This is a genomic window from Streptomyces griseomycini (genome assembly GCF_014203535.1).
Classification (GTDB): Bacteria; Actinomycetota; Actinomycetes; order Streptomycetales; family Streptomycetaceae; genus Streptomyces; species Streptomyces griseomycini.
The window spans coordinates 175,701-199,307 of sequence record NZ_JACHJI010000014.1; the positions used below are offsets into that span (position 1 = coordinate 175,701).

General features: G+C 71.2%; 19 protein-coding genes and 5 pseudogenes. 7 read left to right on the forward strand and 17 right to left on the reverse strand.

Features of this window, described 5'->3' with window-relative positions:
• Nucleotides 1-10: 10 nt before the first annotated feature.
• Together pcaDC and FHS37_RS30995 are read right to left on the reverse strand one after the other, a co-directional pair.
• On the reverse strand, nt 11-1,309 hold the full coding sequence (pcaDC, locus tag FHS37_RS30990; RefSeq protein WP_184827339.1) for a bifunctional 3-oxoadipate enol-lactonase/4-carboxymuconolactone decarboxylase PcaDC: 1,299 nt from the start codon (nt 1,307-1,309) through the stop codon (nt 11-13).
• 32 nt (nt 1,310-1,341) lie between these two features.
• Nucleotides 1,342-1,596 (reverse strand): annotated as a pseudogene (locus FHS37_RS30995) (transposase); the annotation flags it as partial.
• Nucleotides 1,597-1,636: 40 nt separating this feature from the next.
• Here FHS37_RS30995 and FHS37_RS31000 point away from each other — a divergent pair.
• Together FHS37_RS31000 and FHS37_RS31005 are read left to right on the forward strand one after the other, a co-directional pair.
• Complete coding sequence (locus FHS37_RS31000; protein ID WP_221500547.1) at nt 1,637-1,825, forward strand: hypothetical protein; 189 nt, start codon at nt 1,637-1,639, stop codon at nt 1,823-1,825.
• Nucleotides 1,826-1,963: 138 nt separating this feature from the next.
• Nucleotides 1,964-2,533 carry a DUF6328 family protein gene (locus tag FHS37_RS31005; protein ID WP_184827341.1) on the forward strand — a complete coding sequence of 190 codons (570 nt, stop codon included), beginning with the start codon at nt 1,964-1,966 and terminating at the stop codon, nt 2,531-2,533.
• A gap of 288 nt (nt 2,534-2,821) precedes the next feature.
• Here FHS37_RS31005 and FHS37_RS31010 read toward each other — a convergent pair whose 3' ends face one another.
• The 14 genes and pseudogenes from FHS37_RS31010 to FHS37_RS31080 form a co-directional block, all read right to left on the reverse strand.
• Nucleotides 2,822-3,514 (reverse strand): SDR family NAD(P)-dependent oxidoreductase, encoded by a 693-nt coding sequence (locus FHS37_RS31010; RefSeq protein WP_184827343.1) that lies wholly within the window; start codon nt 3,512-3,514, stop codon nt 2,822-2,824.
• Nucleotides 3,515-3,644: 130 nt separating this feature from the next.
• On the reverse strand, nt 3,645-3,968 hold the full coding sequence (locus tag FHS37_RS31015; protein WP_087788960.1) for a putative quinol monooxygenase: 324 nt from the start codon (nt 3,966-3,968) through the stop codon (nt 3,645-3,647).
• 66 nt (nt 3,969-4,034) lie between these two features.
• Nucleotides 4,035-4,859, reverse strand: a complete 825-nt coding sequence (locus tag FHS37_RS31020; RefSeq protein WP_184827345.1) for an alpha/beta fold hydrolase — start codon at nt 4,857-4,859, stop codon at nt 4,035-4,037.
• 160 nt (nt 4,860-5,019) lie between these two features.
• Nucleotides 5,020-7,779 carry an ATP-binding protein gene (locus FHS37_RS31025; RefSeq protein WP_229890039.1) on the reverse strand — a complete coding sequence of 920 codons (2,760 nt, stop codon included), beginning with the start codon at nt 7,777-7,779 and terminating at the stop codon, nt 5,020-5,022.
• A 174-nt stretch (nt 7,780-7,953) separates the two neighbouring features.
• Entirely contained in the window at nt 7,954-8,253 is a 300-nt protein-coding gene (locus tag FHS37_RS41165) for a hypothetical protein (protein ID WP_184827349.1), read from the reverse strand.
• A gap of 66 nt (nt 8,254-8,319) precedes the next feature.
• A complete protein-coding gene (locus FHS37_RS40020; RefSeq protein WP_184827387.1) occupies nt 8,320-9,561 on the reverse strand; it encodes a low temperature requirement protein A in 1,242 nt (413 codons plus the stop codon).
• Nucleotides 9,558-9,851: a putative antibiotic biosynthesis monooxygenase gene (locus FHS37_RS40025; RefSeq protein ID WP_229890040.1), complete on the reverse strand. Its 294-nt coding sequence runs from the start codon at nt 9,849-9,851 to the stop codon at nt 9,558-9,560. Before FHS37_RS40025 ends, FHS37_RS40020 begins: the two co-directional genes overlap by 4 nt.
• Before the next feature lie 79 nt (nt 9,852-9,930).
• Nucleotides 9,931-10,437: pseudogene (locus FHS37_RS41170) on the reverse strand (SDR family NAD(P)-dependent oxidoreductase); the annotation flags it as partial.
• 7 nt (nt 10,438-10,444) lie between these two features.
• Nucleotides 10,445-11,902, reverse strand: coding sequence for an aldehyde dehydrogenase family protein (locus FHS37_RS31050; protein WP_184827351.1), 1,458 nt, complete (start codon nt 11,900-11,902; stop codon nt 10,445-10,447).
• A 160-nt stretch (nt 11,903-12,062) separates the two neighbouring features.
• Nucleotides 12,063-12,470 carry a hypothetical protein gene (locus FHS37_RS31055; protein WP_229890041.1) on the reverse strand — a complete coding sequence of 136 codons (408 nt, stop codon included), beginning with the start codon at nt 12,468-12,470 and terminating at the stop codon, nt 12,063-12,065.
• Nucleotides 12,467-13,320 (reverse strand): annotated as a pseudogene (locus tag FHS37_RS31060) (IS5 family transposase). The gene FHS37_RS31055 and the pseudogene FHS37_RS31060 overlap by 4 nt, the downstream one beginning before the upstream one ends.
• Before the next feature lie 101 nt (nt 13,321-13,421).
• The gene (locus tag FHS37_RS31065) at nt 13,422-13,817 is read right to left on the reverse strand and encodes an STAS domain-containing protein (protein ID WP_184827352.1); all 396 of its coding nucleotides are present in this window, start codon (nt 13,815-13,817) and stop codon (nt 13,422-13,424) included.
• Between the two features lie 530 nt (nt 13,818-14,347).
• Nucleotides 14,348-14,551 (reverse strand): annotated as a pseudogene (locus FHS37_RS31070) (four-helix bundle copper-binding protein); the annotation flags it as partial.
• Between the two features lie 633 nt (nt 14,552-15,184).
• Nucleotides 15,185-15,655, reverse strand: coding sequence for a nuclear transport factor 2 family protein (locus tag FHS37_RS31080; protein WP_184827356.1), 471 nt, complete (start codon nt 15,653-15,655; stop codon nt 15,185-15,187).
• A 161-nt stretch (nt 15,656-15,816) separates the two neighbouring features.
• Here FHS37_RS31080 and FHS37_RS31085 point away from each other — a divergent pair, with 161 nt between their 5' ends.
• Nucleotides 15,817-16,260 (forward strand): Rrf2 family transcriptional regulator, encoded by a 444-nt coding sequence (locus FHS37_RS31085; RefSeq protein ID WP_184827358.1) that lies wholly within the window; start codon nt 15,817-15,819, stop codon nt 16,258-16,260.
• A gap of 348 nt (nt 16,261-16,608) precedes the next feature.
• Here FHS37_RS31085 and FHS37_RS31090 read toward each other — a convergent pair.
• A pseudogene (locus FHS37_RS31090) lies at nt 16,609-17,268 on the reverse strand (monooxygenase); the annotation flags it as partial.
• Between FHS37_RS31090 and FHS37_RS41175 the strand changes: the two are divergent.
• The 4 genes from FHS37_RS41175 to FHS37_RS31110 all read left to right on the forward strand — a co-directional run.
• On the forward strand, nt 17,254-17,904 hold the full coding sequence (locus FHS37_RS41175; protein ID WP_375372328.1) for an RHS repeat-associated core domain-containing protein: 651 nt from the start codon (nt 17,254-17,256) through the stop codon (nt 17,902-17,904). The pseudogene FHS37_RS31090 and the gene FHS37_RS41175 overlap by 15 nt on opposite strands.
• Before the next feature lie 592 nt (nt 17,905-18,496).
• On the forward strand, nt 18,497-19,084 hold the full coding sequence (locus tag FHS37_RS31100; protein WP_184827360.1) for an RNA polymerase sigma factor: 588 nt from the start codon (nt 18,497-18,499) through the stop codon (nt 19,082-19,084).
• 5 nt (nt 19,085-19,089) lie between these two features.
• The gene (locus tag FHS37_RS31105) at nt 19,090-19,455 is read left to right on the forward strand and encodes a hypothetical protein (protein ID WP_184827391.1); all 366 of its coding nucleotides are present in this window, start codon (nt 19,090-19,092) and stop codon (nt 19,453-19,455) included.
• A gap of 427 nt (nt 19,456-19,882) precedes the next feature.
• A partial coding sequence (locus FHS37_RS31110) for a type I polyketide synthase (RefSeq protein WP_184827362.1) occupies nt 19,883-23,607 on the forward strand: 3,725 nt, incomplete at its 3' end.

Here is a 23,607-nt window from a genome sequence, read left to right on the forward strand (position 1 = left end):
CCCGGGGTGGTCACTCCTGGGGTGTGGTCTCCTCGCGGACGACCTGCTGGGCCACCCGGAACGCGCTGCTCGCCGCCGGGACGCCGCAGTACACGGCCGCCTGGAGCAGCACCTCCTTGATCTCGTCCGGGGTGAGGCCGTTGCGCAGGGCGGCCCGGGTGTGGGAGGCGAGGTCCTCCAGGTGGCCGCCGGCGACCAGGGCGGTGAGGGCGACGCAGCTGCGGGTGCGCCGGTCGAGTACGGGCCGGTCCCAGACCTCGCCCCAGGCGTAGCGGGTGACGAACTCCTGGAAGTCGCCCGAGAACGCGTCGGCCCGCGCCAGCTCCCCGTCGACGTGCGCGTCGCCCAGCACCTCCCGGCGGACCTTGATCCCGGTGTCGTACGGGTCGGGCCTGCCCTGTGCCTGCGGCACCGGGGCGGGCGGGGCGATCTCGGCGACGGGGGCGGGCTGCGGCGGGACGGCGGCCAGGACCGGTGCGGTCGCCGCGGCGGGCAGGGCGGTCTGGCCGGTGGCGGTCTCGAAGACGGGCTGCCAGGCCGTGGAGAAGTGCCGCACCAGCAGATCGGTGACGGCGGCGGGCTGCTCCACCGGCACCAGGTGGGAGGCGCCCGGTACGACGGCGAGCCGGGCGTCCGGGATCCCGGCGACCAGGGTGCGCGCCTCGGCGGGGCCGGTGACCTGGTCCTCGGAGCCGACCAGCACCAGGGTCGGCACGCCGACGCTGCCGAGTTCGGCGCGCACGTCGAAGGAGGCGAGCGCCTCGCAGGCGGCGATGTAGCAGCCGGGGTCGGTGGTGCGCACCATCTGCACGGCCCACTCGGTGATCGCGGGCTGGGCGGCGGCGAACCCGCCGGTGAACCACCGGTCCGGCGCGGAGCGGGCGATGGGGTCGAGGCCGTTGGTGCGCACGACGACACCGCGCTGGCGGAACTCGTCCGCCGTGCCGAACCGGGGGGAGGCGGCGATCAGCGCGAGGGAGGCGAGGCGCTCGGGGTGGCGCAGGGCCAGCTCGATGCCGACGGCGCCGCCGAGCGCGCAGCCCGCGTAGCCGAAGCGCTGCACGCCGAGGCCCTCGAGGGTGGTGAGCAGCCGCGCGGTGAGCTCGGCGGCCGAGCCCGCGGGGTACGCGGGGGCGCCCCCGTGTCCCGGCAGATCGAACCGGAACACGCGCCACTGCTTGATCAGCTCGGGGACCTGCCGGTCCCACATGTGCCATGTGGTGCCCAGTGAGGGACCCAGGATCAGGACCGGAGCGTCTTCTGGCCCGTCAAAGCGGTATTGCAGGGTGTTCGGTGGTGTCTCACTCACGCCCCAGACCCTCTCACGTCTCACGGACGCCCCTATAACGCGGGGGCGCGGGAAATCGGTCTGACCAGGTTGAAGACCTCACGGGCTGCGTATCGCTTGAGGCATCGGATGATCTCGCGTCGGGTCTTGCCCTCCTGGATGCGGCGTTGGTAGTACGCCTGGGTGCGGGGGTCGTGGCGCAGGCGGGTGAACACGATGCGGTGCAGGGCGGCGTTGGCCTGGCGGTCGCCGCCGTGGTTGAGCCGGCGTGTGCGCCGCCGCCCCGACGAGTACTCGACGGGGCTGACTTGGCCGAGGCCCTCGACACGGGAAGCGCGCGGGGCGATGATGCGCGACCACCGAGAGCACCGCGACGAGGTCCGGGGCAGCCCGCACTTCTTCCTCCCGGACGGCTCGGACGTCCACAACCCGGGCATCGGCCTGCGCTGGGAGGGTGATCCCGGCGCAGGTCATCCCGTGGTCGGGGACGACGATCCTGGAGCCTACGACGCGCTCGTCCGCCGCGCGCTGGCATGACGCCTCGTCCCTGCCACGAAGTCGTCGTGCGTGGCGTCCTCGTCGGCCGCAGTCGTCGGATCAGCCTTATCGTGCCCATGACCTGCATGAAGGCGGCGGAGACGGGGCAGACGGTCGTCCTGTGACGGGGAGGGTGCCATGACGATGACGGAACAGTCGGCCGAGCCGGCGGAGGAGGAGACCGCTCGCTGCGCCCACCACGACGCCCACGGCCCGGGGACCGGTGCCGAGGCGCCGGAGTCCCCGCGTGAACGGGTCAACCGCCGCTGGAACGAGGTCCTGCAGGAGACGCGGGTCACCCAGGCCGGTGTACAGATCCTCTTCGGCTTCCTGCTGAGCGTGGCCTTCACCCCGCTGTTCCGGGAACTGGGGACGGTGGACCACGTCATCTACGTCCTCACCGTGGTCCTGGGCGCGTCGGCCACGGGATCGCTCATAGCACCCGTCTCCATCCACCGTTTCCTGTCCGGCCAGCGCATGAAGGACGAGGTGGTGGAGGCAGCCTGCCGCCTGATGATGTGCGGCATGGTCCTGCTCGCGCTGACCATCGGCTGCACGCTGCTGCTCATCCTGCGTTTCGTGGTCCCCGGCGTCCTCGCCGAAGTGCTCGTCGGCGGGGTCATGCTGTGGTTCGGCCTCTGCTGGTACGTGCTGCCGCTGCGCCTGCGCCGCCGCGCCGCCCGCCGCTCCCCCACCGACGACGCGTAGGCGCCCGGGGCGCGAGGCGGGCAGGGCGTCGTGACCGGATGCCGGAGCAACGGGCAACACGGTCCGCCTCAGGTGCGCGGCCTGAAGGCCAGCGGGTTGCGCTGATTCTCATGGTGCGTGACGATCCCGGCATCAGCGGGCCAGTCCTGTCTGAAAGAAGCGGACTCAACGTCCATTCAGGGGCTTGGCGACTGAGTCCTGATTCCCTCGGTGAGGGCCCGTCGGCCCTTACCGGTGCGCCGGGTGGGTGTGGTTGCCAGGACTGTCGCGGGGTCGGGCCTGCCGCCGTCACCAGGGGAGTGCGCCGGCGCGGTCGGTCACCGTGCCGGTGGGCGTGTCGGGCCCCAGGGTGGCGATACGCACCGCCGCCTCCGCGCCCTCCTCGACGCTCTGCCCGATGTGGCCGGTGAACTCGGTCGCGGTCTGGCCGGGGTCCACCGCGTTGAAGCGGACGTCGGGGATCGTCCTGGCGTACTGCATGGTCAGCATGGTGACCGCGCTCTTCGACGAGCCGTAGGCGGCGAGCGGATACTGCGACTCGACCCGCTCCGGGTCGTGGGTCAGCGTGAACGACCCCAGACCGCTGGTGACGTTGACGACGGACGGGGCAGTTGCCTTACGCAGCAGGGGCAGGAACGCGTGCGTGACGCGCACCAGGCCGAAGACGTTGGTTTCGTAGACGTGGCGGATCTGGTCGGCCGTCATGTCCTCGGGCGTGGTCACTTCGCCGAGGATCCCGGCGTTGTTGACGAGAATGTCCAGGTGGCCCGCCCGGGCGCGCAGCGTCTCGACCGCCGCGCCGACCGACGCGTCGTCGGTCACGTCCAGCTGGACGAAGCCGGCGCCGAGCCGGTCGGCGGCCTTGCGTCCGTTCCCGGCGTCCCGGGCGCCGATCCAGACCGTCTGGCCCGCCTGTACGAGTCGGCGCGCGATCTCGTGGCCGAGGCCCCTGTTGCCGCCGGTGATCAATGTGGTGGTCACGTCGTGTCTCTCCTGTGCGTGTCGTCGGAGCGGGTGCTCCCGGAAAGCGGTCACCGGGAGCACCCGGGGGATTGGTTCCGCGGCGGTGTGCTCCGTCGGCGTCGACCCCGACGTCGGCGGGCGCCCTGCTCTAGTGGGCGGGGCGGAACGGACGCAGCAGGCGGATGCCGTCCTCGATGGATCCGTCGATCAGTTCGAGCATCTGCGGGACGAGTTCCCGCATCCGGGGCGCGGCGAGGTGTGCGTCGAGGTGGGCGCGTGTCTCCCAGCGTTCGTAGATGACGAACTCGCCGGGTCGGCCCTCGACTTCGTGGGACTCGTAGTCGATGTTGCCGGGGTCGTTGCGCGAGGGGGTGACGGCGGCGGTGATGAACGCCTTGAGGTCGTCCTCCCTGCCCGCCTTCGCCTTCGCGTCCCAGACGACGGTCACGTAGCCGGTGGGTGTTGCGGTCATGGTGATTCCTTCTCTGTTCCGTGTTGTGTTCCGTGCTGACGGGCTGTGTGTCGGTACCGAGCCGGGTCAGCTCTTGATGAAGTCGAGGAGGTCTGCGTTGACGGTGTCGGCGTTGACGGTGCACATGCCGTGCGACAGGCCCGGGTAGACCTTCAGGGTCACGTGCTCGACCAACGTGACCGCCGACCGGGCGGAGTTGGCGATCGGGACGATCTGGTCGTCGTCGCCGTGCAGGAGGAGCGTGGGCACGTCGATTGCCCGGAGGTCGTCGGTGAAGTCCGTCTCCGAGAACGCTCTGATCCCCTCGTGGTGCGCCTGCGCGCTGCCGGCCATCCCCTGGCGCCACCAGTTCTGGATGACGCCCTGGGAGACGTCCGCGCCCGGACGGTTGAACCCGTAGAACGGCCCGGAGGCGATGTCGAGGTAGAACTGGGAGCGGTCGGTGGCCACGCCCTCGCGGAAGCCGTCGAAGACCTCCACCGGCAGCCCTGCGGGGTTGGATGTCGTTCGGACCATGAGCGGCGGGACCGCTGCGATGAGGACGGCCTTGGCAACCCGGCCGGCACCGTGCCTGGCGACGTACCGGGCGACCTCTCCGCCACCGGCGCAGTGGCCGACGTGGACGACGTCGCGCAGGCCGAGGTGCGCCACCACGGCGGCGGCGTCCGCCGCGTAGCGGTCCATGTCGTGTCCGTGGCCGACCTGGGCGGAGCGCCCGTGCCCGCGGCGGTCGTGGGCGACGACGCGGTAGCCCCGCCGGACGAGGAACAGCAACTGGGCGTCCCAGTCGTCCGAGCTCAGCGGCCAGCCGTGGTGGAACATGACCGGTCGGCCCGAGCCCCAGTCCTTGTAGAAGATCTCGACTCCGTCGCCGGTGGTGACGAACGGCATGGTCCGCTCCTCGTGGTCTCGCCCGGGTACCGGGCGGATTCGATGTCTCCACGAGAATGGCTCGGCCGCCGTGCCGACAGCCTCCGTCAGCTGACTGACATCCGGCCGACGGCTCGCTCACGTCAGTACCGGGGCGGTGCTGAGACCCGACCGGTGGCTCTCACAGCCGGGTGGCCGGAGGCTCGGGAGGCAGCGCCTCCAGAGCGTCGCGGAGCCCGGCCCGCGACGTGATCCCCAGCTTCGGGAACACACGGTAGAGATGCGACGACACGGTCCGCGGCGAAAGGAACAGACGCGACGCGATCTGCGGGTTCGACAGCCCCGTCGCCGCCAGCCTGGCGACCTCCAGCTCCTGCGGGGTGAGGGCGTCGCCGGCCTTGCCCCGGCCGGTCCGCGTCATCCCGGTGGCGCGGAGCTCCGCCGCGGCCCGGGCCTCCCACGAACGGGCCCCGAGCTCCTCGAAGCGGCCGCGGGCGGCGGCCAGCTGCACCCGGGCCTCGCGGTTGAGCCCCTGACGGCGCAGCCTCTCGCCGTACGCCAGATGAGCACGGCCGACCTCGAAGGGCCACTGCTCGACGCCCGGCAGCCCGAGTGCCTCCTCGAAGCACCGGACCATGTCCTCGGCAGCCGATGTCATCGCCGTGACCGTGGCCGCGCTCAGCGCGAACCGCGACGAGAGGTGACCGACACCGGCGTCGCGCAGCGCGTCCGCGTGCCGTCGCGCCTCCGCGTGCCGCCCGGAGCGCACGGCGGCCTCGACGAGGTCCGGCGCGGACCACACGGCCTCGGGGTTGAACGCCGGCAGCACACCCGGAGCGCAGATCGCCGTGGCGTGCCGGAACGCCGTCTCGAAGTCGGCGGCGCCGAGGGCCGCCCGGGCCGCCGCCTGGTGGGCGCAGTTCTCCAGCCGCCGCAGGCCCCTGGGACCCGACCACCCCCAGATGTCCTCGCAGTGCTCCCGGCACGCGTCGAGGGCGCCGCGCTGGGCCGCGGCCATTGCAGCGACGTAATGCCCCACCTGGGCGAACAGGTGGTACCCCGTCTCCTCGGACAGGGCGATGAGCTCGTCCGCGGCGCCGGCCGACGCCTGCCACCGGCCGGCGTACAGGTCGTCCAGGGCGACGAACATCAGGGCCGGCATGCTCGATCCCACCGCGCCGCCGTCGCGTATGACCCGGGACACGGCCTCGCGACAGCCCGGAAGCCGGTCGAGGTACGAGGCGGTCAGGGCGGTGCGGATGACCACGTCGGCGTCACTCTGGTCCCTCAGCCGCGCGATCTCCTCGTCCAGGCGGCGCAGCATGCCGTCGGTGACGGAGCCGAGGTCGTGGTGGACGCGCCCCAGCGACGCCGCGGCGGCGGGCGCCGCCTCGGGGACCCGGGCGAGCACGTCGACCAGAGGTTGCCAGTGCTCGGGCCGGCCCGAGTACTGGCTGACGAGGGTGAGGGTGAACAGCGCGGTCTCCAGTTCCTCATGCGGCGGTCCGGGCATCACCGGGGCCTGCTCGACCGCCTCCATCAGGAGTGCATGGGCCGTATCGGCGTCGCCTTCCGTGACGAGCACCAGGAAGCCGGCCGTCGCGGCCGCCGAGAGCGACCGGGCCGCCGGATTGCCCTCGACCTCACGCATGATCTCGTGGCTGACCTCCAGATGGCCTGTGACCCAGGCGGCGGCATAGGCGGCCTGCGACAGGCGGCGCCTGCGGTCCGCTCGGTCGGTGCTCAGCTCGGCCGCGCGCCGCAATCTCGCGATCGCGCCGTCGGCGTCACCGCGCCGCAGGCTGCTCCGGGCCGCCGACTCCACCACGGCGGCGACCGCCTCGTCGGGCGCCGTCGTGGCTCTCGCGAGGTGATCACCGCGCCGCTCGGGCTGGTCGGCCAGCGCGTCGGCCAGCCGGCGGTGGGCGCCGCGCCGCTGTTCACCGGTGGAACCGTCGACTACCGCGGACCTGACCAGCGGATGCCTGAAGCGCACCGCGCGGCCGTTCTCCGTGACCATGACCAGGTGGTCACGCTCCGCGGGAGCGAGTTCCTCAAGGCTGCCCGGCCCGCCGGCCGCCTCGAGGACGCCGATGTCGCCGGAGCCCTCAAGCGCCGCGAGCAGCAGTACCTCACGCGTTCCCCGCGGCAGTCGTCCGACGCGGGCGCCGTACAGAGCGCGGACATCCCGCCCCGGGCCGCTCGCCCACCCCGTCCCTCGGCCGTGCCGGTCGCCGGACACCCCGGTGGACCCGGCGAACTCGAGCAGCGCCAGGGGATTTCCCTGCGCCTCGTGGGCCACGGCCGAAAGAACCCGGCGGGGAAGGTGAGCGAAGCGTCGGGACAGCAGCCGCAGGGCGTCCGCGTCACCCAGCGGCGCGACCTCGAGCTCCGGCAGACCGGTGGACCGGAAGGATTCGCCGGACTCCGCCCGCTGCGCTCCGAGCAGCCCGATGCGGCGGCCCCCCAGTCTTCTGGCGACGAAACCCACCGCGGCCCGGCTCGCCTGGTCGACGACATGAAGGTCATCGACCACGAGGAGCAACGGCCGCTCCTTCGCGGCCTCGTCGAACAGGGACAGCGCCGCGTTCAGGACGGCGATCCGGCTCGGCGCGGGACCGGCGCCGAGACCGAGGGCGACCTCGAGGGCCTCCCGCACGGAACGCGGCAGACGACCGAGCTCGTCCGGCAGCGAGCCGACGAGCTGATGGAGCCCCGCGAAGCTGATGTCCGTCTCGTACTCGACACCGCTCCCGCGGACGACCCGCACCCCCTTCGCCACCGCCAGCTCGGCGGTCGCGTCCAGGAGTGCCGTCTTCCCCACGCCCGGATCACCGGTGAGCAGCAGGACAGCTCCGTCCGTCCCGGCCATGTCCAGGAACGCCGCAAGCTCGGCGAGCTCGCCCTCCCGCCCGACCAGCCCGGTCGGGCCGACGCCCATGCCTGTCCCTGGCTTCGCCCACATCCGCCGCGTCCCTCGTCCTGCCTCGCGAAGCAGTCGAAACACTAGCCACGCACCTGACCGGGAAGTATTGCACCCACCGGCAAACGGAGCCTGAAGCCATCTGCTTCGCCGACACCCGCAGCCCCACCGCAACGACAGCACCAAGGGCAGTCAGCCTTCCCGGGAAGCGCAGTCAGCCTTCCCGGGAAGCCCTTCGAGTCGGCTGATGACGGTGATGTGGATGGCGTCGACGTTGGCGGCCCGAGCGGCGTTGAGGACCTTGGTGGTCTCGGCTCCGTCGATGAGTGCGCGACCCACTCGGCGGTGCCCACAGCGCGTACGGTCGCGTGGGTCACCGCGTCCGCGCCCCGCCGTGAGGACGTCGTCCAGGGGCGGCGGGTTCGCGGTGCCGAGCGGGTGCGTCCCCGTCGTCGCCGTGAACAACGTGTCGCCGTCGTCGAGCAGGTGCACCGGGCGCACGGCACGGGCGCCGTCGTACGCCGTGCCGGCCAGGTTCCCGCGGTGGCGGGGGTTTCCTCACAGAACCGGCACCGCGGCGCCTTCCTCGCCCCTCCCGCGCTCCGGGCTCGCCCCGAGCGCCGTCAGCGTCACCCCGGCTGCCACCGCCAGCGCCGCCACCAGTCCCGCCGCGAGCACCGCCCAGTGACCCAGGAACGTACAGACGACCACCAGCAGCGCCGTGGCCGGCAGCACCGACTGCTGGGCGATCCCCACCTTGTAGAAGCGCGAGTGCAGCGCCCATACCGTGAGCAGGAACAGCGCTGTCGGCAGCGTCACCGCCGCCGACGCCGACAGCGCCGAAAGGTGCGTCCTGCCCACCGCCTGCTCCACCGCCACCTCCAGGCCGGCCCCGATCGCGGCACCCGAGACGAAGATCAGGTAATGGCCGTAGCCCCAGAGGAAGGACTGCCGGTTGGACCGGAGGTGCCCGTGGATGGGGACCGCGAAGTACACCCACCAGGCGGCGAAGATGATCAGCAGTCCGCCGGCGGCGATGGGCAGCAACTCACCCAGGGCCTCGTGCTCGTCGATCCCCGACTTCACGGCGACGGTGGCCGCCGCGATGGTCTCGCCGAGCACGATGAGCGTGAGCAGCCCGTATCGTTCGGCGATGTGCTGGGGGTGCCACGGCGTGGGGTGGGCCCGCTCCGCATACAGCGGTACGGCCATCTCCAGTGGCGCCATCACCAGGAAGACCCACGGGCGGCCGGCCTCCGGCAGGGCCAGTAGCCCCAGCCAGCCGATCTGGCACAGCCCGGTGGCGTACCGCAGCGCCATCGTCCGCTCGGGGCCCTGGCTCGACCGCGCCACGCGCAGCCACTGCGCCGTCATGGCGAGCCGCATGATCACATAGCCCAGGACGACGGCCAGGTACGCGTGTTCCTCGAACGCCCGGGAGACGCCTGCCGTCAGGACGAGCACGCCGGCTATCTGGATCAGCGTGACGATCCGGTACAGCACGTCGTCGTTGTCGTAAGCCGAGGCGAACCACGTGAAGTTCATCCACGCCCACCAGATGGCGAAGAAGATCATCAGGTAGTCGAGGATCCCCTCGCCCGTGTGTCCCCCGACCATGGCGTGCACCAGCTGGGCGCCTGCCTGGGCTATGGCCACGATGAAGCACAGGTCGAAGAAGAGCTCCAGCGAGGAGACGCCGCGGTGGGTCTCGTCGCGGCCTCGCGCCGTGAGCCTGCGCAGTGGTCTGTGGTGTGCGGGCGCCGCGGAGCACACCGGCGGCGGAGCCGGGCTGCTTGTCATCTGGTGAGCCAAGCTCCGAAGTACCGCTGCAGTCGGGGATTGATCTGCCAGACCATCGCTGCTGCCGCCGCCGGGACGAGTACGGCGAGTCGCACCGGCAGGTACAGATCCTCCAGAACAGGGTTCGTGGCCAGGCCCAGCAGGACGATGGTGGGGTAGATACCGCACACGGTGAGGAGCCACAGCTTCCAACGCCGGACGGCGGCCGGAACGGTGGGGCCGAGCCGGGGTTCGGCGTTCGCGAACGCGTTCCGGCTCTGCTCCCGGAGCGTGTGCCGGATGTCCGTCACTGCCGGTGGACTTGGCGGTCCAGGATCGTCGGCACCGTAGGCATGGGAAACAAGTCTCTCGTTCATGGACCACTCCAGATCGACATGCTGCGTATCGTTTTGATTCCATCGGCTCCTGCGCGACCGAGGCGGTGTCGGCGCTGCGTGATGGGCTGCCCGCGCGCAACGGCGGCAGCAGTTGCCGGGTGAGCAGCACAGGGCCCAGATGGTCCACCGCCGGCCGCTGCTGGTGCCCGTCCGCTGACATGCTTCGGCTGGTGCCGTTCCAGGTGAAGCCCGCACCTGCGTCGTTGACCAGCACGTCGAGGCGATCGTGCCGTGCCGCCACTTCGGCCGCGAGTCGCTGGGTCTCGGCCAGAGCGGACCGGTCGGCGATGTAATGCTCGGCCCCGAAACGCTGCGCGATCGGCACCGGCCGCTGCGGGGCACGACCGTGCGGAAGCAACTGGTGCACGACTTCCGCAAGCTCCTCGGCCAGAGCGAGACCGGGACCGTTCGTCGCTCCGGTGATCGGAATCGACGCCTGGCGTGACCTTCCCGTGCAGGAGGACGGCCCGGCGCCCAGGTGGGCGCTGGGCCAGGTCATGATCTGATCAGTGAGCGGACCGGGTGTGGTCCTGCTCCACGTACACCTTGAGGGCCTGGAACTCCTCGATCGCGCGCGGGCCGCACAGGTAGCCGTAACCGCTTCCCTTGACGCCGCCCTCCTCGAAGTCCTCGCTGATGGCTCCCCAGGTGTTGATCCATACCGTGCCGGTGCGGATGCGCCGGGCGATCCGGCGGGCCTTCATCGAGTCCGAACTGAACACCGAGGCGGCCAGGCCGTAGATGGTGGCGTTCGCCTTGGTCACGGCGTCGTCCTCGTCATCGAAGATCTCGAACGTCTGGACCGGACCGAAGACCTCTTCCTGCACGATCCGGACGTCGGTGCGGTCCACCTCGATCAGGCTCGGCCGGTAGAACGCGCCGGCGGCCAGCGGGCCGTCGGTGACCACACCGCCGCGCAGAAGTACCGTGCCGTACGAGGTGGCTTCCTCGACGATCGCGTCCACCCGCTGGGCGGACGCCCGGTCGATCACCGGGCCGAGCTGGGCCTTCTCGTCGTCGCCCGACCCGAGCCGCACCTGCGCGAGCGCGGCGGTGAGCCGAGTGCGCACCTGGTCGGCGATGTCCCGGTGAACCAGTACACGGGAGCCGGTGCAGCAGAACTGCCCGTTCATCAGCACCAGCGACTGCACCACGGTGGGGATCACCATGTCCAGATCGGCGTCGGGAAAGATCACCATGGGCGCCTTGCCGCCCAGTTCCAGACCGAGCCGCTTGAGTGTGGTGGAGGCCGCGGCCGCGATACGGCGCCCGACCGGCGTACTGCCGGTGTAGTTGATCACGTCGACCTTGTCCGAGGAGACCAGGAACGGGGCCCCGGTGTTGCCGGACTCGGTGAACACGCTGACCACGCCCGCCGGGATCTCCGGGACCGAGGCCAGGACCTGCGCGAAAAGCTCATTGGTCAGTGCCGTCTGAGCCGGAAGCTTGACCACGACGGTGCAGCCGGCGGCCAGCGCCGGGCCCAGTGCCCGCACGGTCAGCATGATGGGGGAGTTCCAGGGAGAAATGATCCCGGCGACACCGAGCGGCTCGGGCACCGAGTGGGTGTACTGGCCGGGTGCCGTCTCGGCGGCGCGCCCGGCGGTCTGGGTGCGCGCAGAGGCCGCCGCGTACCGCAGCCACCCGACTGCACCGCTGACCTCCCACGTGGTCTCACCCAGCAGCTTGCCGTTCTCCCGGGACAACATGGCCGCAACCTCGGGTACCCGGGCCTCGAGGGCGTCGGCCAGCCGGCTGAGCGCGGTCGCCCGGAGCGAGGGAGTGCGCGCCCATTCGGTGGTCTCGAACGCGGCGGCGGCTGCGTCCACGGCGGCCGAGGCCTCCGCCTCGCCACCGTCGTGGAACGAGCCGACGACGGTGCCGTCGGCCGGGTTGACCGATTCCAGAACCGAGCCGGAGCCGGTCCACTGTCCGTTGATCCAGTGCTGCGCGATGGTGTTCATGGTCCGCTCCTCGTGGTCTCACCCGGGTACCGGGCGGATTCGATGTCTCCACGAGAATGGCTCGGCCACCGTGCCGACAGCCTCCGTCAGCTGACTGACATCCGGCCGACGGCTCGCTCACGTCAGTACCGGGGCAGTGCTGAGACCCGACCGGTGGCTCTCAGTGGACGTTGAGTCCGCTTCTGGTAGCGGCCTCGTCCGGGTTGAGTGAGGAAGCCTTGGCGGTGAGGTGTCCGAGGCGGCTGCGGGTGAGGTCGACGGATGCCTCGTCGGTGGGCATGCCGAGGCGTTCGTGCAGTTCACGGGCTCGGAACTCTTGATCGGGATGCTGGTTGAAGGTGTTCACGATGGCCTGGTAGGCGGTGTTCGTCTCGGGCGGTGCGGGGTGGCCTGAAGCCGGTGCGAGTTCGGCGATGGCCTTCCGGGTGGTGACCAGGTTCGCGAGTCGCGCTTCGGTCTTGGTCAGGGCGGCGGTCAAGTGCTGGACCTGATCACGCAGTTCGTCGGCACGGGCTGCGGTCCTGTCGTGCTGGGCCTGGAGGCCGGCCAGGAGCTCGATGACGTTCACGCGGCCGGTCCGAGGGTGTCGCGCCAGGCCGGACTCGGTGTGGTGAGGCGCCGGGTCATGTTCGCGATCGAGGCCCAGTGGACGCGCGAGGCGGACGTGTCGGACCGGTGATCGTACTCGCGGGCCAGTCTGCGGTGCAGCGTCAACGTGCCGTTGACCTGCTCCACGATCCACCTCTTCGGTTGCAGGACGAAGCCTTCGCCCCGGTCGGCCGGGTTGCGGCGGACGACTGCGACGTCGATGTCCGACAATGCGCCATGGATGAGGACTTCGTCCTTGAAGCCCTGGTCCACCAGAGCCTTCTCCAGACGCATCCCGCACCGCTCGGCGGCCTGGTCGGGCAGGGCGGTGCCGGCCGCGTCGTCGTGGGCGGATGCGGCCGGCACGACGACGCCGATGATCAGCCCCAGCACGTCGACGGCCAGTCCCCGCTTGCGGCCCGACACCTTCTTGTTGGCGTCCAGTCCCGTCGTGGTCCTCGGGACACCCGCGGCCGCGCGCACGGACGGGGTGTCGAGGATCACGAGGACGGGTCCTCTAACCGCCGGCCCTTCTCCCGTACCTGGCAGCGCAGTAGTTCCTGAATCCGCTGGTCAAGGCCGTCCTGGCGCCACAGGCCGAAGGAGTGGAACACCGCCGACCAGGAAGGCAGATCATGCGGCAGGTAGCGCCACCGGCAGCCCGTCCGGTTCTGGTAGAAGATCGCGTTCACGACCTCCCGCAGATCGCAGGATCCGGGATCTCCGGTCGCTGGCCGTGCCACCCGCTCCTGTTTCCAGGCCGTGATCATCGGCTCGGTCAACGCCCACTGCTCGTCCGCCGAGTCGCTGGGGTACGACTCTCGCTCCATGCCCGCATCTCGACATGCACATGCCCAGCAGATGGCCCGCCCGACGATCAGCACCTCGATCGAGCGATCACGAACCGAGGAAGACCGGACTCAACGTCCACTCATGTCAGGGCACCGTCACCCTGCCGGGTCGGCGGTTCCGGGAGGGACCGGCATCCGCGGGTGAGTCTCACGGCGCCGGGCAGTGTGGCTGCCACGCGCAGGTATCGGCAGACACCGGTTGCGCGGAGGACCCTGCGGGCCGGCGATCGACGCGCCACCGCACACAGCACGGCTCCACGGCCATGGGCGAATCGCCGGGTACGCAGCAGGACACTGACAGCCGTGGCGGTGACCAAGGGCGTTTGCACATCGATGATCACGGTGCGGGCGGCCGACCGCGGGATCTCCCCGCAGAGATGCCCGTGGGCAACGTCCTCCGTGTTGAAATCGATGGCGTCGTCGATCTCAATCACGATCTGGTCTTCGGTGAGGCGGTGGCACGGAAACAGCAACACGGACTCCTCGGATACGTGCCTGGCTAGCGGGCTGCCGCTTCCTGACGCCGTATCCGTCCGTACCCCTGCCCCGGCGGCTGACGCCGAAGATCGGCGTGGTCCTGCCCGCCCGGCCCCGCAGACTGGACGCGGGCACGGATCGCGGATCCGACGTACCCCCGCCCTGCCGGCCAGAATGTCTGCGGTGATGTCGGAAAGCGTCCGACCCGACCCGGACGCTCCGGTGCGGAAAAGCGCCAGGGCATCCTCGAACACAGGCGCACTCCGCCGCGCCGGCCCCTGGCTGAGATCACCGCGTGCGCCGACGTCCTCTCGCTCACGGACATGCAATGCCTCCTCGCGGCATAGCCGGCCCGCTGCGTGCCCCGGAGTTGCACCGAGCATTCCTTCAAGATCATCCGGCCGCTTGGGACCGGCTCGCGTGCGGTCCGCGCGGATGCGACCGGGCGGAACCGGGGACCCGCGGGCTGCCGCCCTCCGAAGTCGGCCCCCGTCCGCCCGGTGCAGCGGCGGAGCGGACGGGGAGTAGGTCAGCCCAGGGAATCAGTCAGGTCGTTGCACGCCTGTTCGCAGCGGCGGCAGGCTTCGGCGCACACGCGGCAGTGGTCGTGCTGGCCGGCGTGGCGCCCGCACTCGTCGGCACAGGCTCTGCAGACGGTGGCGCATGCCTGGAGGATCGCGCGGGTGATGTTGGCGTCGTGGCCGGTGTGGCGGGACAGCACCGCGGCGGTGGCGTCGCGGCCGAGCCGCTTCATCTCGTACACGGTAAAGACGACGCGGCAGTGCGGGGCGTGGGCCTTGACCTCCCGCGCCGTACGAGCGCCTCCTCGAACTGGGCCCTCCGCGGACGCGGGTGCTGATCTTCTCGCTGAAGATCTTGTCCCTCGGGATGCCGTGGCCCGCAAGGCGTCGAGCTGGGAGTCGTCGTCCTGCCCAAGGGCGGAGCGAGGGGGCGCGGGTGGTGCCGTCTCTTACGCCGGCCTCCGCGCCGGTTCTCGTGATCGTCACGGACTCATGGCAGGCCGAGCCCTCCACGGTCCGCGCACGCGTGGAACTCGTCCGCGGTCAGCGTCGGATGCGCAGGGCTTGGCGGCACGGGGAAGGGCAGTCCGGCCCCGCGTACCTCGATGATCTTTGGGGTGGGGTCTCGTCGCAGCCGTGTGTCTCGTGGAGGCGGGCCCGGAGAACGTCACTCGATGCGGGTCGTTGCCCTACCTGCCGGCCAGGGCTGCCGATACTCGATGAGTCGGCCTGCCGGGTCGTGTCGGCGGTTGGGTGCGAACAGCAACCTTGTTCAAGAAGCAGCGCCGGGTATGCGGCCCGAAGAAGGGAGTGTCTTGTCGCATACTCGGCGCTGACCGGCGGAGTTACGCCGTCGTGGCTGCTGTCCCGGTGGCTTCGACTGCGGACCTGAAGTCGGGGTGGACCCCGATTTGATCAAGCCACACGCTCATCGAGTTGTAGCAATTGAACCTTTCGATCTTTCCGTCACGGAGGTACCAGAGGTCCGCCGCCGGCACGTCGATCCGGTTCCCGGTCGGTGGGATCTCGCCGACCGGAGTCGGAAACCCTCCGAGATGCGTGCCCTGGATCCGCAACTCGACGGCGACGACATCGCCGAACGCATGCACCTCGAGCAGCTCACGGTGCACATCGGGGAACGAGCGGGCGAGGCCCGCGATCACCTGGGGAATCTGCTCTCCGCGGAAACTCCGCGAGGTCGACATGTCGTTGAACGACCCGTCCTCGGTGAACAAGGCCAGGAAACCGTCACCGTCGAGAACGTTCCCTTCCGCGAGCCGGTAAGCCTCGCGAATGGTCTTTTCGTTACTTTCCATCCCTGTTCTCCTCTGAGTTCGCAACACGCTCACGGTCCGCGCTTGCCTTTGATCGACCCTTCCCGGCTGTCGTAACGATAATTGTTACGGCAGATTGTCGCAACCTTCACTGTTGCGACTGCGCTGTCGTAACATGGAGCGTTGCGACCGGAGGAGGGATCATGAGCGCCAACAGCAGGCTGACCATTGCCGCCCATGCGCTGGCCTGGATCGGTCTCTACCAGCGCCAGGGCCACGAGGTCGCCACCTCCGAGCAGATCGCAGCCAGCGCGAACACCAACCCCGTGGTGATCAGGCGGCTGCTCGGCGAGCTGCGCAGGGCCGGCCTCGTGGAGTCCCGGCGGGGCGCGGGCGCGGGCTGGTCGCTGGCGCGCGAGCTGGGGTCGATCACCCTGCTCGACGTGTACGAGGCAGTGGAACCCGGCCCGCTGTTCGCGATGCACCGCACCACCCCGGACCAGGGATGCGTGGTGGGTCACGGCATCCAGCCGGCAATGCGGGGCATCTACCAGGACATCGAGGAGACCCTGAGACACGAACTGGCCCGCGTCACGCTCGAGAAGGTACTCAGGGACGTACTCGCGGCACCTCGCCAGCCTCTCTGATCAGCTGGGCGACCCCGTGCGAACCGTAGGGTTCGGCGTGGGTTCTGCCCACCGGGGCGGAGTGACGTGAGCGTGGAGATGGAATCCCGCGCCGAAGGCGTCGGATCCGCCGCCGGAACAGACGGCGGGCGCAGGCCGAGCTCACCGCGGACCAGGCCGTGCTCGTCCAGCGGCTCCACGACGACGAGCGGGAGAAGACCGTCCAGCAGGTCCCCGACAGATTCGGCGTGCCCCGTTTCACGGTGCACGGGCACCTCGACAAGCCCAGACCGTCCCCCGCCAGGCCCAGAAGGCTGCGACCGCCCACCCGGCCGGACAGCCGGACAGACCATCAGCTGCCGCCCTTCCTCAGGCCCCGGGTTCCTCCGGTGAGGTCGGCGGCTCGGCCGGCGTCGGCATGGGCGGCCGGAGGAGGACGGCACGGGCCACGGAGGGGGCGAACAGGCTGGTGACGGGTGCGCAGAGGCCCAGTACGGAGCGGAAGGCGGTCCCCACCACCGGGTCACCGGGGTAGCGCTCCAGGACGCGCCGCAGGTACCAGCCGGCGACGCGGTCCGCCGGCCCGGAGGCCAGGGCACTGCCCACCGCGCCCGGCATCGAGCGGTCCGACCCGGCGGAGATGCCCCATGCCTGCCGGGACGCCGCGGGGAGCGCTTTCTGCACGCACCGCGTCGTGGGGATCCGGCGCGGACCGGACAGGGTCTCACGCAGGACGACCGCGCTCATCGCGGCGACAGCCATGCCCTGCCCGTGGATCGGGTTGAACGTGCACAGGGCGTCGCCGGCGGCAAGGAACCCCGCCCGGCGGCGGCCGGGCAGGTCGTAGCGGCGGCGGATGTTCGCGGTCCGCCGGTAGCCGAACGCCGACGAGAGGGGCTCGGCCTCGTCCGGCCACCGACGCAGGAGCGGATGCGGCAGCCTCTTCCTGACGTACGTCACGAACCCGTCGTCCGTGGGCGGTTCGTCATCGCGCAGCCCCGACACGATGACCAGATGGGTGCCGCCCTCGGCGTCGCCTTCTGCGGCGTCAGCCCGCCCTTGCGCTCCAGCACCGGCACCCTCTACCAGCGCTGGGCCTACAACCCGTTCGGCACCCGGGTCCTGGGCACCGTCACCGGCGGTGCCCCCGCCAGCCCTCCCTCCTGCACCGGCGCCCGCTACGAAACCACCACCGGCGATCCCGACCTCCACGCCCGTCAGTACGACACCACCACCGGCCGCTTCACCCGGCCCGACCCGGCCACCCGCGCCCAGACCACGCCGTACATATCGCCCTACGCCTACGCCGACAACGCCCCCACCCTGCTCACCGACCCCAGCGGACTGACCCCCGACGACCCGAACGACGGGGAGTCCGAAGTGCGTCGAACCCGGTTCCCCGTAGTAACGTCCCCCGCCCGGCCCGACCGCGGCTCCGCGCCATCCCGTCAGGCCGCCGATTCCGACGAGGGCGATCTGCTGGGTCAGTCCTTCGGCGGCTTCGGCGTACAGTTCGTCTCGTGGCTCCGGACAGAGGCCCGCCAAGGATGCTCCCCGGCGGAGCCTCGGTCTGTCACCGGCGCTGTCACGCGTCTGTCACCGACTACGCCGACGTCCCCGGACCGCCACGCCCTGACCCGCTGCAACGCACCCACGACGGACTGACGTGGACGCCCGTGGACGGTCTCTACGACCTGTGCCATGTGGTGCCCAGTGAGGGAGCCGGGATCAGGACCGGGGCGTCTTCCGGTCCGTCGAAGCGGTATTGCAGGGTGTTCGATGGTGTCTCGCTCACCCGTCAGGCCCTCTCGTGTGTCACGGGATCCCACATGGACGGGTCGAACCCATCGGCTCCTGTCCCCCTTGCGACGACAGGACCGGCGCTGACGGAACCTCCGGGTCCGGGTACGTGTTCCCCGGCGTGCCCGCGCGGCCGCGCCGACCGTGGGGCCTCCGGGCGCGCGCCCCCTCCCGGTCCCCGCGCGGACCGCGTGCCGCGGCCGCGCGAGCGGGGCCGCGGCACGGTCCGAAAAAAACTTCGGCGGGAGGCGAATCCTTTCCGGGCCTCCCCGTCTCTTATGCGTGTACCGGCCGAACGGGCCGACAGAACCGGGAGGAAACACCAATGATGGTCACTAGTCTCGTAGTGATCGGAGTCCTGCTCGTGGGCGCGTGCAGCTGGCACCTGATGCGGCGTTACAAGAGCCGGGGCTGACCGACGCCTGCGCGCGGGGCGCCTCACGGGTATGAGTAGCACATGAACCGACGCTTCTCCTGGCCGGACGAGCGGCTGATCAAGGCCGCTCAGGACGGCGACGTCACTTCGCTCACCACCGTCGTCATGGAATCGCAGCCTCATGTGCGCAAGTTCGCCATATCTCTGTGCGCCTCGCCGCAGGACGCGGAGGACGCGGCGCAGGAGGCGCTGATCATCCTCTACCGGAAGATCGGCACCTTACGGGCCACCGGCGCGCTTGCCTCATGGATGTTCCGGATCGTGCGCAACGAATGCCTCCGGCACGTACGGCTGCTCGTCTCGCGGAACAACGAGACGCCGGCCGAACCGGAACCGTCCGCCGAGGACGCGGTGCTGCAGCGACTGGAGGTGGAGCGGATCGCGGCCGCGGTCAGTGCCCTCCCCCGTGACCAGCGGCAGGTCCTGATCATGCGGGACGTACAGGGCCTGCCCGGCAAGACCGTCGCCCGTTCGCTCGGTCTGAGCAACGCCGCGATGAAGTCGCGGCTGCACAGAGCACGCGCCGCGCTGCGCCACTCGCTCGCGGCGACCGACCAGACACCCGATCAAGCCATCGACCGACCAGTCGGAGGAGACCCACGACCGTGAACACCATGAATCCCGCGCAGGGCGTGAAGGACCGGGCCACCGCGCCGTCCGCGGCGCCCGAGCCGGACTACGCCAGCAAGTCCCTCCCGCGTCACCTGGCGCGCGGCGCCATCGGCTTCGGGCTGATCATCGGCTCGATCGCCCTGGTGCCCGTCGCCGGCCCGGCCACCCTGCTGGCGGCCCCCTTGGCCCTGGTCGCCTTCCGCGGCTGCCCCACCTGCTGGATGGTCGGCCTGGCGCAGACCGTCTCCCGCGGCCGCCTGGAGCGTCAGTGCGTGGACGGCGTCTGCACCCTCACCAAGGCGCACCCGGCGGCGGACGCCGCGGAGGAACCGGCACGACACCACGCCTCGGCCGCCGCTTCCCGGTGACCGGGCCGCGGCCCGCGAGCGCCCGTCCCGTCGGCTCCTCCGTGGCGTCGGTCCCGGGCCTGCGGGCCCCTGGCCCGGCTTGACCTCCGCCCTCCTGCCGACCGGCACCCTGGGGCGGTGTCACCGGACGGGGAGGCATCGGCCGACCGTCGGCACGGGCGCGCTCCGCGCCACGTGGTCCCGGCGGCCGATGCCACGCGGAGACCGGTCCACCGCGAGTACGCGCTGTTTCCGCGCGGTTGACGGGAACCTTACAAGGGACGCCGGTCCCCCCGATTACTCGGCATATTGATTTCGCATACCGACTCCACGCCATGGCCTTTGGTTTACGGAGCGCCAGCGCGATGCTAGGCTCCAAAACGAATCAGGCTGGGCCGACGAGTCGGCAGCGCCGTTGATTATGCTTCACGGGGGGAGTAAGAAAACCATGATCCGCCATGCCCGGATTAAGGTGACAGCGCCTTCGCCGGACAGCACGGTACGAACGCCCGACCAGTTCGACGACCGCACAGTCGCCGTCGTCGGGCTTTCCTGTCGCTTTCCCGGTGGGGCGAACCCCGCCGAATTCTGGGATCTCCTCAGGAACGGCCGCGACGCCATAGCAGAGCCACCCGAGGATCGCGCACACCTCGCCGATTTAGGCGAGAAGGCACCGCGCCCTGGCGGTTTCCTGCCCCATGTCGACACCTTCGATGCCGAGTTCTTCGGCATATCCCCGCGCGAAGCCGCCGCGATGGACCCGCAGCAGCGGCTCGCGCTCGAACTCGCCTGGGAGGCGCTGGAGGACGCCGGCATCGTCCCGGCCACCCTCGCCGACACCGCCACCGGCGTCTTCGTCGGCGCGATCGCCGACGACTACACGACCCTCACCCACGCGGCCGGTCCCGGCGCCACCTCCGCGCACACGGTGACCGGATTGCACCGCGGCATCATCGCCAACCGGATCTCCTACGTCCTCGGCCTGCGGGGCCCCAGCATGGTGGTCGACACCGCACAGTCGTCGTCGCTGGTCGCGGTGCACCTGGCCTGCGAGAGCCTGCGCCGCGGCGAGTCCGTCGTGGCGCTGGCCGGCGGCGTCAACCTCAACCTCGCGCCGGAGAGCACCCACGCCCTGGCAGCCTTCGGCAGCCTCTCGCCCGACCACCGGTGCTTCGCGCTCGACGCCCGGGCGAACGGCTACGTCCGGGGCGAGGGCGGCGGTGTGGTGGCGCTGAAACTCCTCAGCCGGGCCGTGGCCGACGGGGACCGCATCCACTGCCTGCTGCGCGGCGGCGCCGTCGGCAACGACGGCGCGAGCGACACCCTTCCCACTCCCCGCGGAAAGGCCCAGGAACGCGTCATACGCGACGCCTGGGAAAACGCGCTCATCCCGCTGGAACAAGCGCAGTACGTCGAAATCCACGGATCGGGAACCAGGGTCGGCGACCCCATAGAGGCATCGGCCCTGGGGGCTGTTTTCGCCTCGTCCCGCACCCCGGAGAATCCGCTCAGACTCGGTTCTGTCAAGACGAACATCGGCCACCTCGAAGGGGCCGCAGGCATAGCGGGACTCATCAAGGCCATTCTCTGCGTCAAAGAGCGGGAACTCGTCCCGACCCTGAACTACCGGACCCCGAATCCGCAGATACCGTTCGACGAGCTGCGGCTCGCCGCCGTCACCGAAACCGGACCGTGGCCGAATCCCGACGGGCCGCTCGTCGCGGGTGTGACATCGGTCGGAATGGGGGGCACCAACTGTCATCTGGTGCTCAGCGAGTGGCCGGGCGACGTCGCCGCGGCCGTGGCCGCCGAGAACGAGCCAGAACAGCCGAAGGAATCGGACGCATACGATTCCGTCGCCTGGGTCCTGTCCGGACGCGGCGACAAGGCGCTGCGCGCCCAGGCGGCCCGGCTGCGCGAACACCTCGCCGCCCACCCGGACCTCGGTGCCGCCGAGATCGCCCGGGCCCTCGCTCACGACCGCACCGCCTTCACCCACCGGGCCGTTCTGGTCGGCTCCGACCGGAACGGCCTGCTGACCGCCCTCGACTCGGTCGCCGACGCCCGGGTCACCCAGGCCGCGGTCGAGGGCGTCAGCCACCGGGCCGTCCGTGAGGCGGTGTTCGTCTTCCCCGGCCAGGGCTCGCAGTGGGCCGGCATGGCGGCGGAACTCCTCGACAGCGCCCCCGTCTTCGCCCGGGTCGTCGAGGACTGCGAGCGCGCGCTGCGCCCGTACCGCGACTGGTCGCTGACCGATGTGCTGCGCGGACGCCCCGGCGCGCCCGCACTCGACCGCGACGACGTCGTGCAGCCCGCCCTGTGGGCCGTGATGGTCGGGCTGGCCGCGCTGTGGCGGGCGGCAGGTGTCGAACCGGCCGCGGTCGTCGGTCACTCACAGGGCGAGATCGCCGCCGCCACCGTCAGCGGCGCCCTCACCCTGGACGACGCGGCCCTGCTGATCGCCGTGCGGAGCGCCGCCCTCGGCGCGCTGGCCGAGCGCGGCGGCGGCATGCTCACCGTGTCGCTGCCCGCCGACCGGGTACGCGACACCCTCGCCGCGTACCCGCGGTTGAGCGTGGCCGCCGTCAACTCGCCCGGCATGACGGTGGTGGCCGGTGACGGGGACGCCCTGGACGCACTGGCCGCGCACTACGGCGAGGACGTCCGTACCCGGCGCGTCCCGGTCGCCTACGCCTCGCACAGCCCGCACGTCGACGCCGTACGCGACACGCTGTCGGCCGAGCTCGCCGGTATCGCACCGCGCACCGGGAACGTGCCGCTGCACTCCACCGTGACCGCCGAGGCGCTGGACGGCTCCGAGCTGGACGCCGACTACTGGTACCGCAACCTGCGGGAGCCCGTGCGGTTCGAGCCCGTCGTACGGGCGCTGCTCGACGCGGGGCACGAGCTGTTCCTCGAGATGAGCCCGCACCCCGTGCTGGCGCTCGCCGTCCAGCAGACCGCGGAGGCCGCGGACCTGCCGGTCGCCGCGCTGGGCACGCTGCGCCGCGGGGAGGGCGGCCCGCAGCGCCTGCTGCTCGCGTTCGGCGAGGCGTTCTGCCACGGCGCGGAGGTGGACTGGTCCGCCGTCCTGCCCGCCGGCACCGCCCGTGCCGAGCTGCCGACGTACGCCTTCCAGCGGCGCCGCCACTGGATCTCCGGACAGCCCCGCACCGCCCGGGCCCTGCCGCCGGCAGGCACCGCGCCGACGCCGCCGGCCGCGGCGCTCCCGGAGGACGCCGCGGACGGACACCGGACCGAACCCGGCCGCTCGCTGACCGGCCCGGCCGCCCTGGAACTGGTACGGGCGCACACCGCCGCCGTTCTCGGCCACGACTCCGCCGCCGAGATCGAACCACGGCGGACGTTCAAGGAGCTGGGCATCGACTCGGCGATGGTCGTCGAGCTGCGCAACCGGCTGGTCACCGCCACCGGGCGCAAGCTCCCCACCACGGTGGTGTACGACCACCCCAGCCCCGCCGGGCTGGCCGCGCTGCTCGCCGACGCGCGGCACGACGCGGCGGTCCCCGAGGCCCGTTCCGATCAGGACGATCCGATCGTGATCGTCGGTATGGGGTGCCGTTTCCCGGGCGGGGTGGACTCGCCCGAGGCGCTGTGGCGGGTGGTCGCCGAGCAGCGCGACGTGATCTCGGGTTTCCCGGCCGACCGGGGCTGGGACCTGGACGGCCTCTACCACCCCGACCCGGACCACGTGGGCACCGCCTACGTGCGCAACGGCGGATTCCTCGACGGCGCCGCGGAGTTCGACGCCGAACTGTTCGGGATCTCGCCGCGCGAGGCGCTGGCGATGGACCCGCAGCAGCGCGCCTTCCTCGAAGTGTGCTGGGAGGCCCTGGAGCGGGCCGCGATCGCCCCGGACTCCCTGCGCGGCACCCGGACGGGGGTGTTCGCCGGTGTCATGGCCCAGGAGTACGGTCCGCGGTTGGGTGAGGCGGGTGCGGGTGCCGCCGGGTTCGGACTGACGGGGACCACACCGAGCGTGGCCTCCGGCCGGGTGGCGTACACGCTCGGGCTGCAGGGCCCGGCGCTGACCGTGGACACGGCGTGCTCGTCGTCGCTGGTCGCCCTGCACCTGGCGGTACGCGCCCTGCGCTCGGGCGAGTGCTCCCTGGCCCTGGCCGGCGGCGTGACGGTCATGTCCACCCCCGGCAT

Coding starts and splice junctions, on each gene's coding strand:
- FHS37_RS31050 (WP_184827351.1), bottom strand. CDS start 11,902: ATGAACACCATCGCGCAGCACTGGATCAACGGACAGTGGACCGGCTCC.
- FHS37_RS31080 (WP_184827356.1), bottom strand. CDS start 15,655: ATGGAAAGTAACGAAAAGACCATTCGCGAGGCTTACCGGCTCGCGGAA.
- FHS37_RS31005 (WP_184827341.1), top strand. CDS start 1,964: ATGACGATGACGGAACAGTCGGCCGAGCCGGCGGAGGAGGAGACCGCT.
- FHS37_RS31025 (WP_229890039.1), bottom strand. CDS start 7,779: ATGGGCGTCGGCCCGACCGGGCTGGTCGGGCGGGAGGGCGAGCTCGCC.
- FHS37_RS41175 (WP_375372328.1), top strand. CDS start 17,254: ATGGGTGCCGCCCTCGGCGTCGCCTTCTGCGGCGTCAGCCCGCCCTTG.
- FHS37_RS31020 (WP_184827345.1), bottom strand. CDS start 4,859: ATGCCGTTCGTCACCACCGGCGACGGAGTCGAGATCTTCTACAAGGAC.
- FHS37_RS31105 (WP_184827391.1), top strand. CDS start 19,090: ATGAATCCCGCGCAGGGCGTGAAGGACCGGGCCACCGCGCCGTCCGCG.
- FHS37_RS31085 (WP_184827358.1), top strand. CDS start 15,817: ATGAGCGCCAACAGCAGGCTGACCATTGCCGCCCATGCGCTGGCCTGG.
- FHS37_RS40020 (WP_184827387.1), bottom strand. CDS start 9,561: ATGACAAGCAGCCCGGCTCCGCCGCCGGTGTGCTCCGCGGCGCCCGCA.
- FHS37_RS31015 (WP_087788960.1), bottom strand. CDS start 3,968: ATGACCGCAACACCCACCGGCTACGTGACCGTCGTCTGGGACGCGAAG.
- FHS37_RS31000 (WP_221500547.1), top strand. CDS start 1,637: ATGCGCGACCACCGAGAGCACCGCGACGAGGTCCGGGGCAGCCCGCAC.
- FHS37_RS31100 (WP_184827360.1), top strand. CDS start 18,497: ATGAACCGACGCTTCTCCTGGCCGGACGAGCGGCTGATCAAGGCCGCT.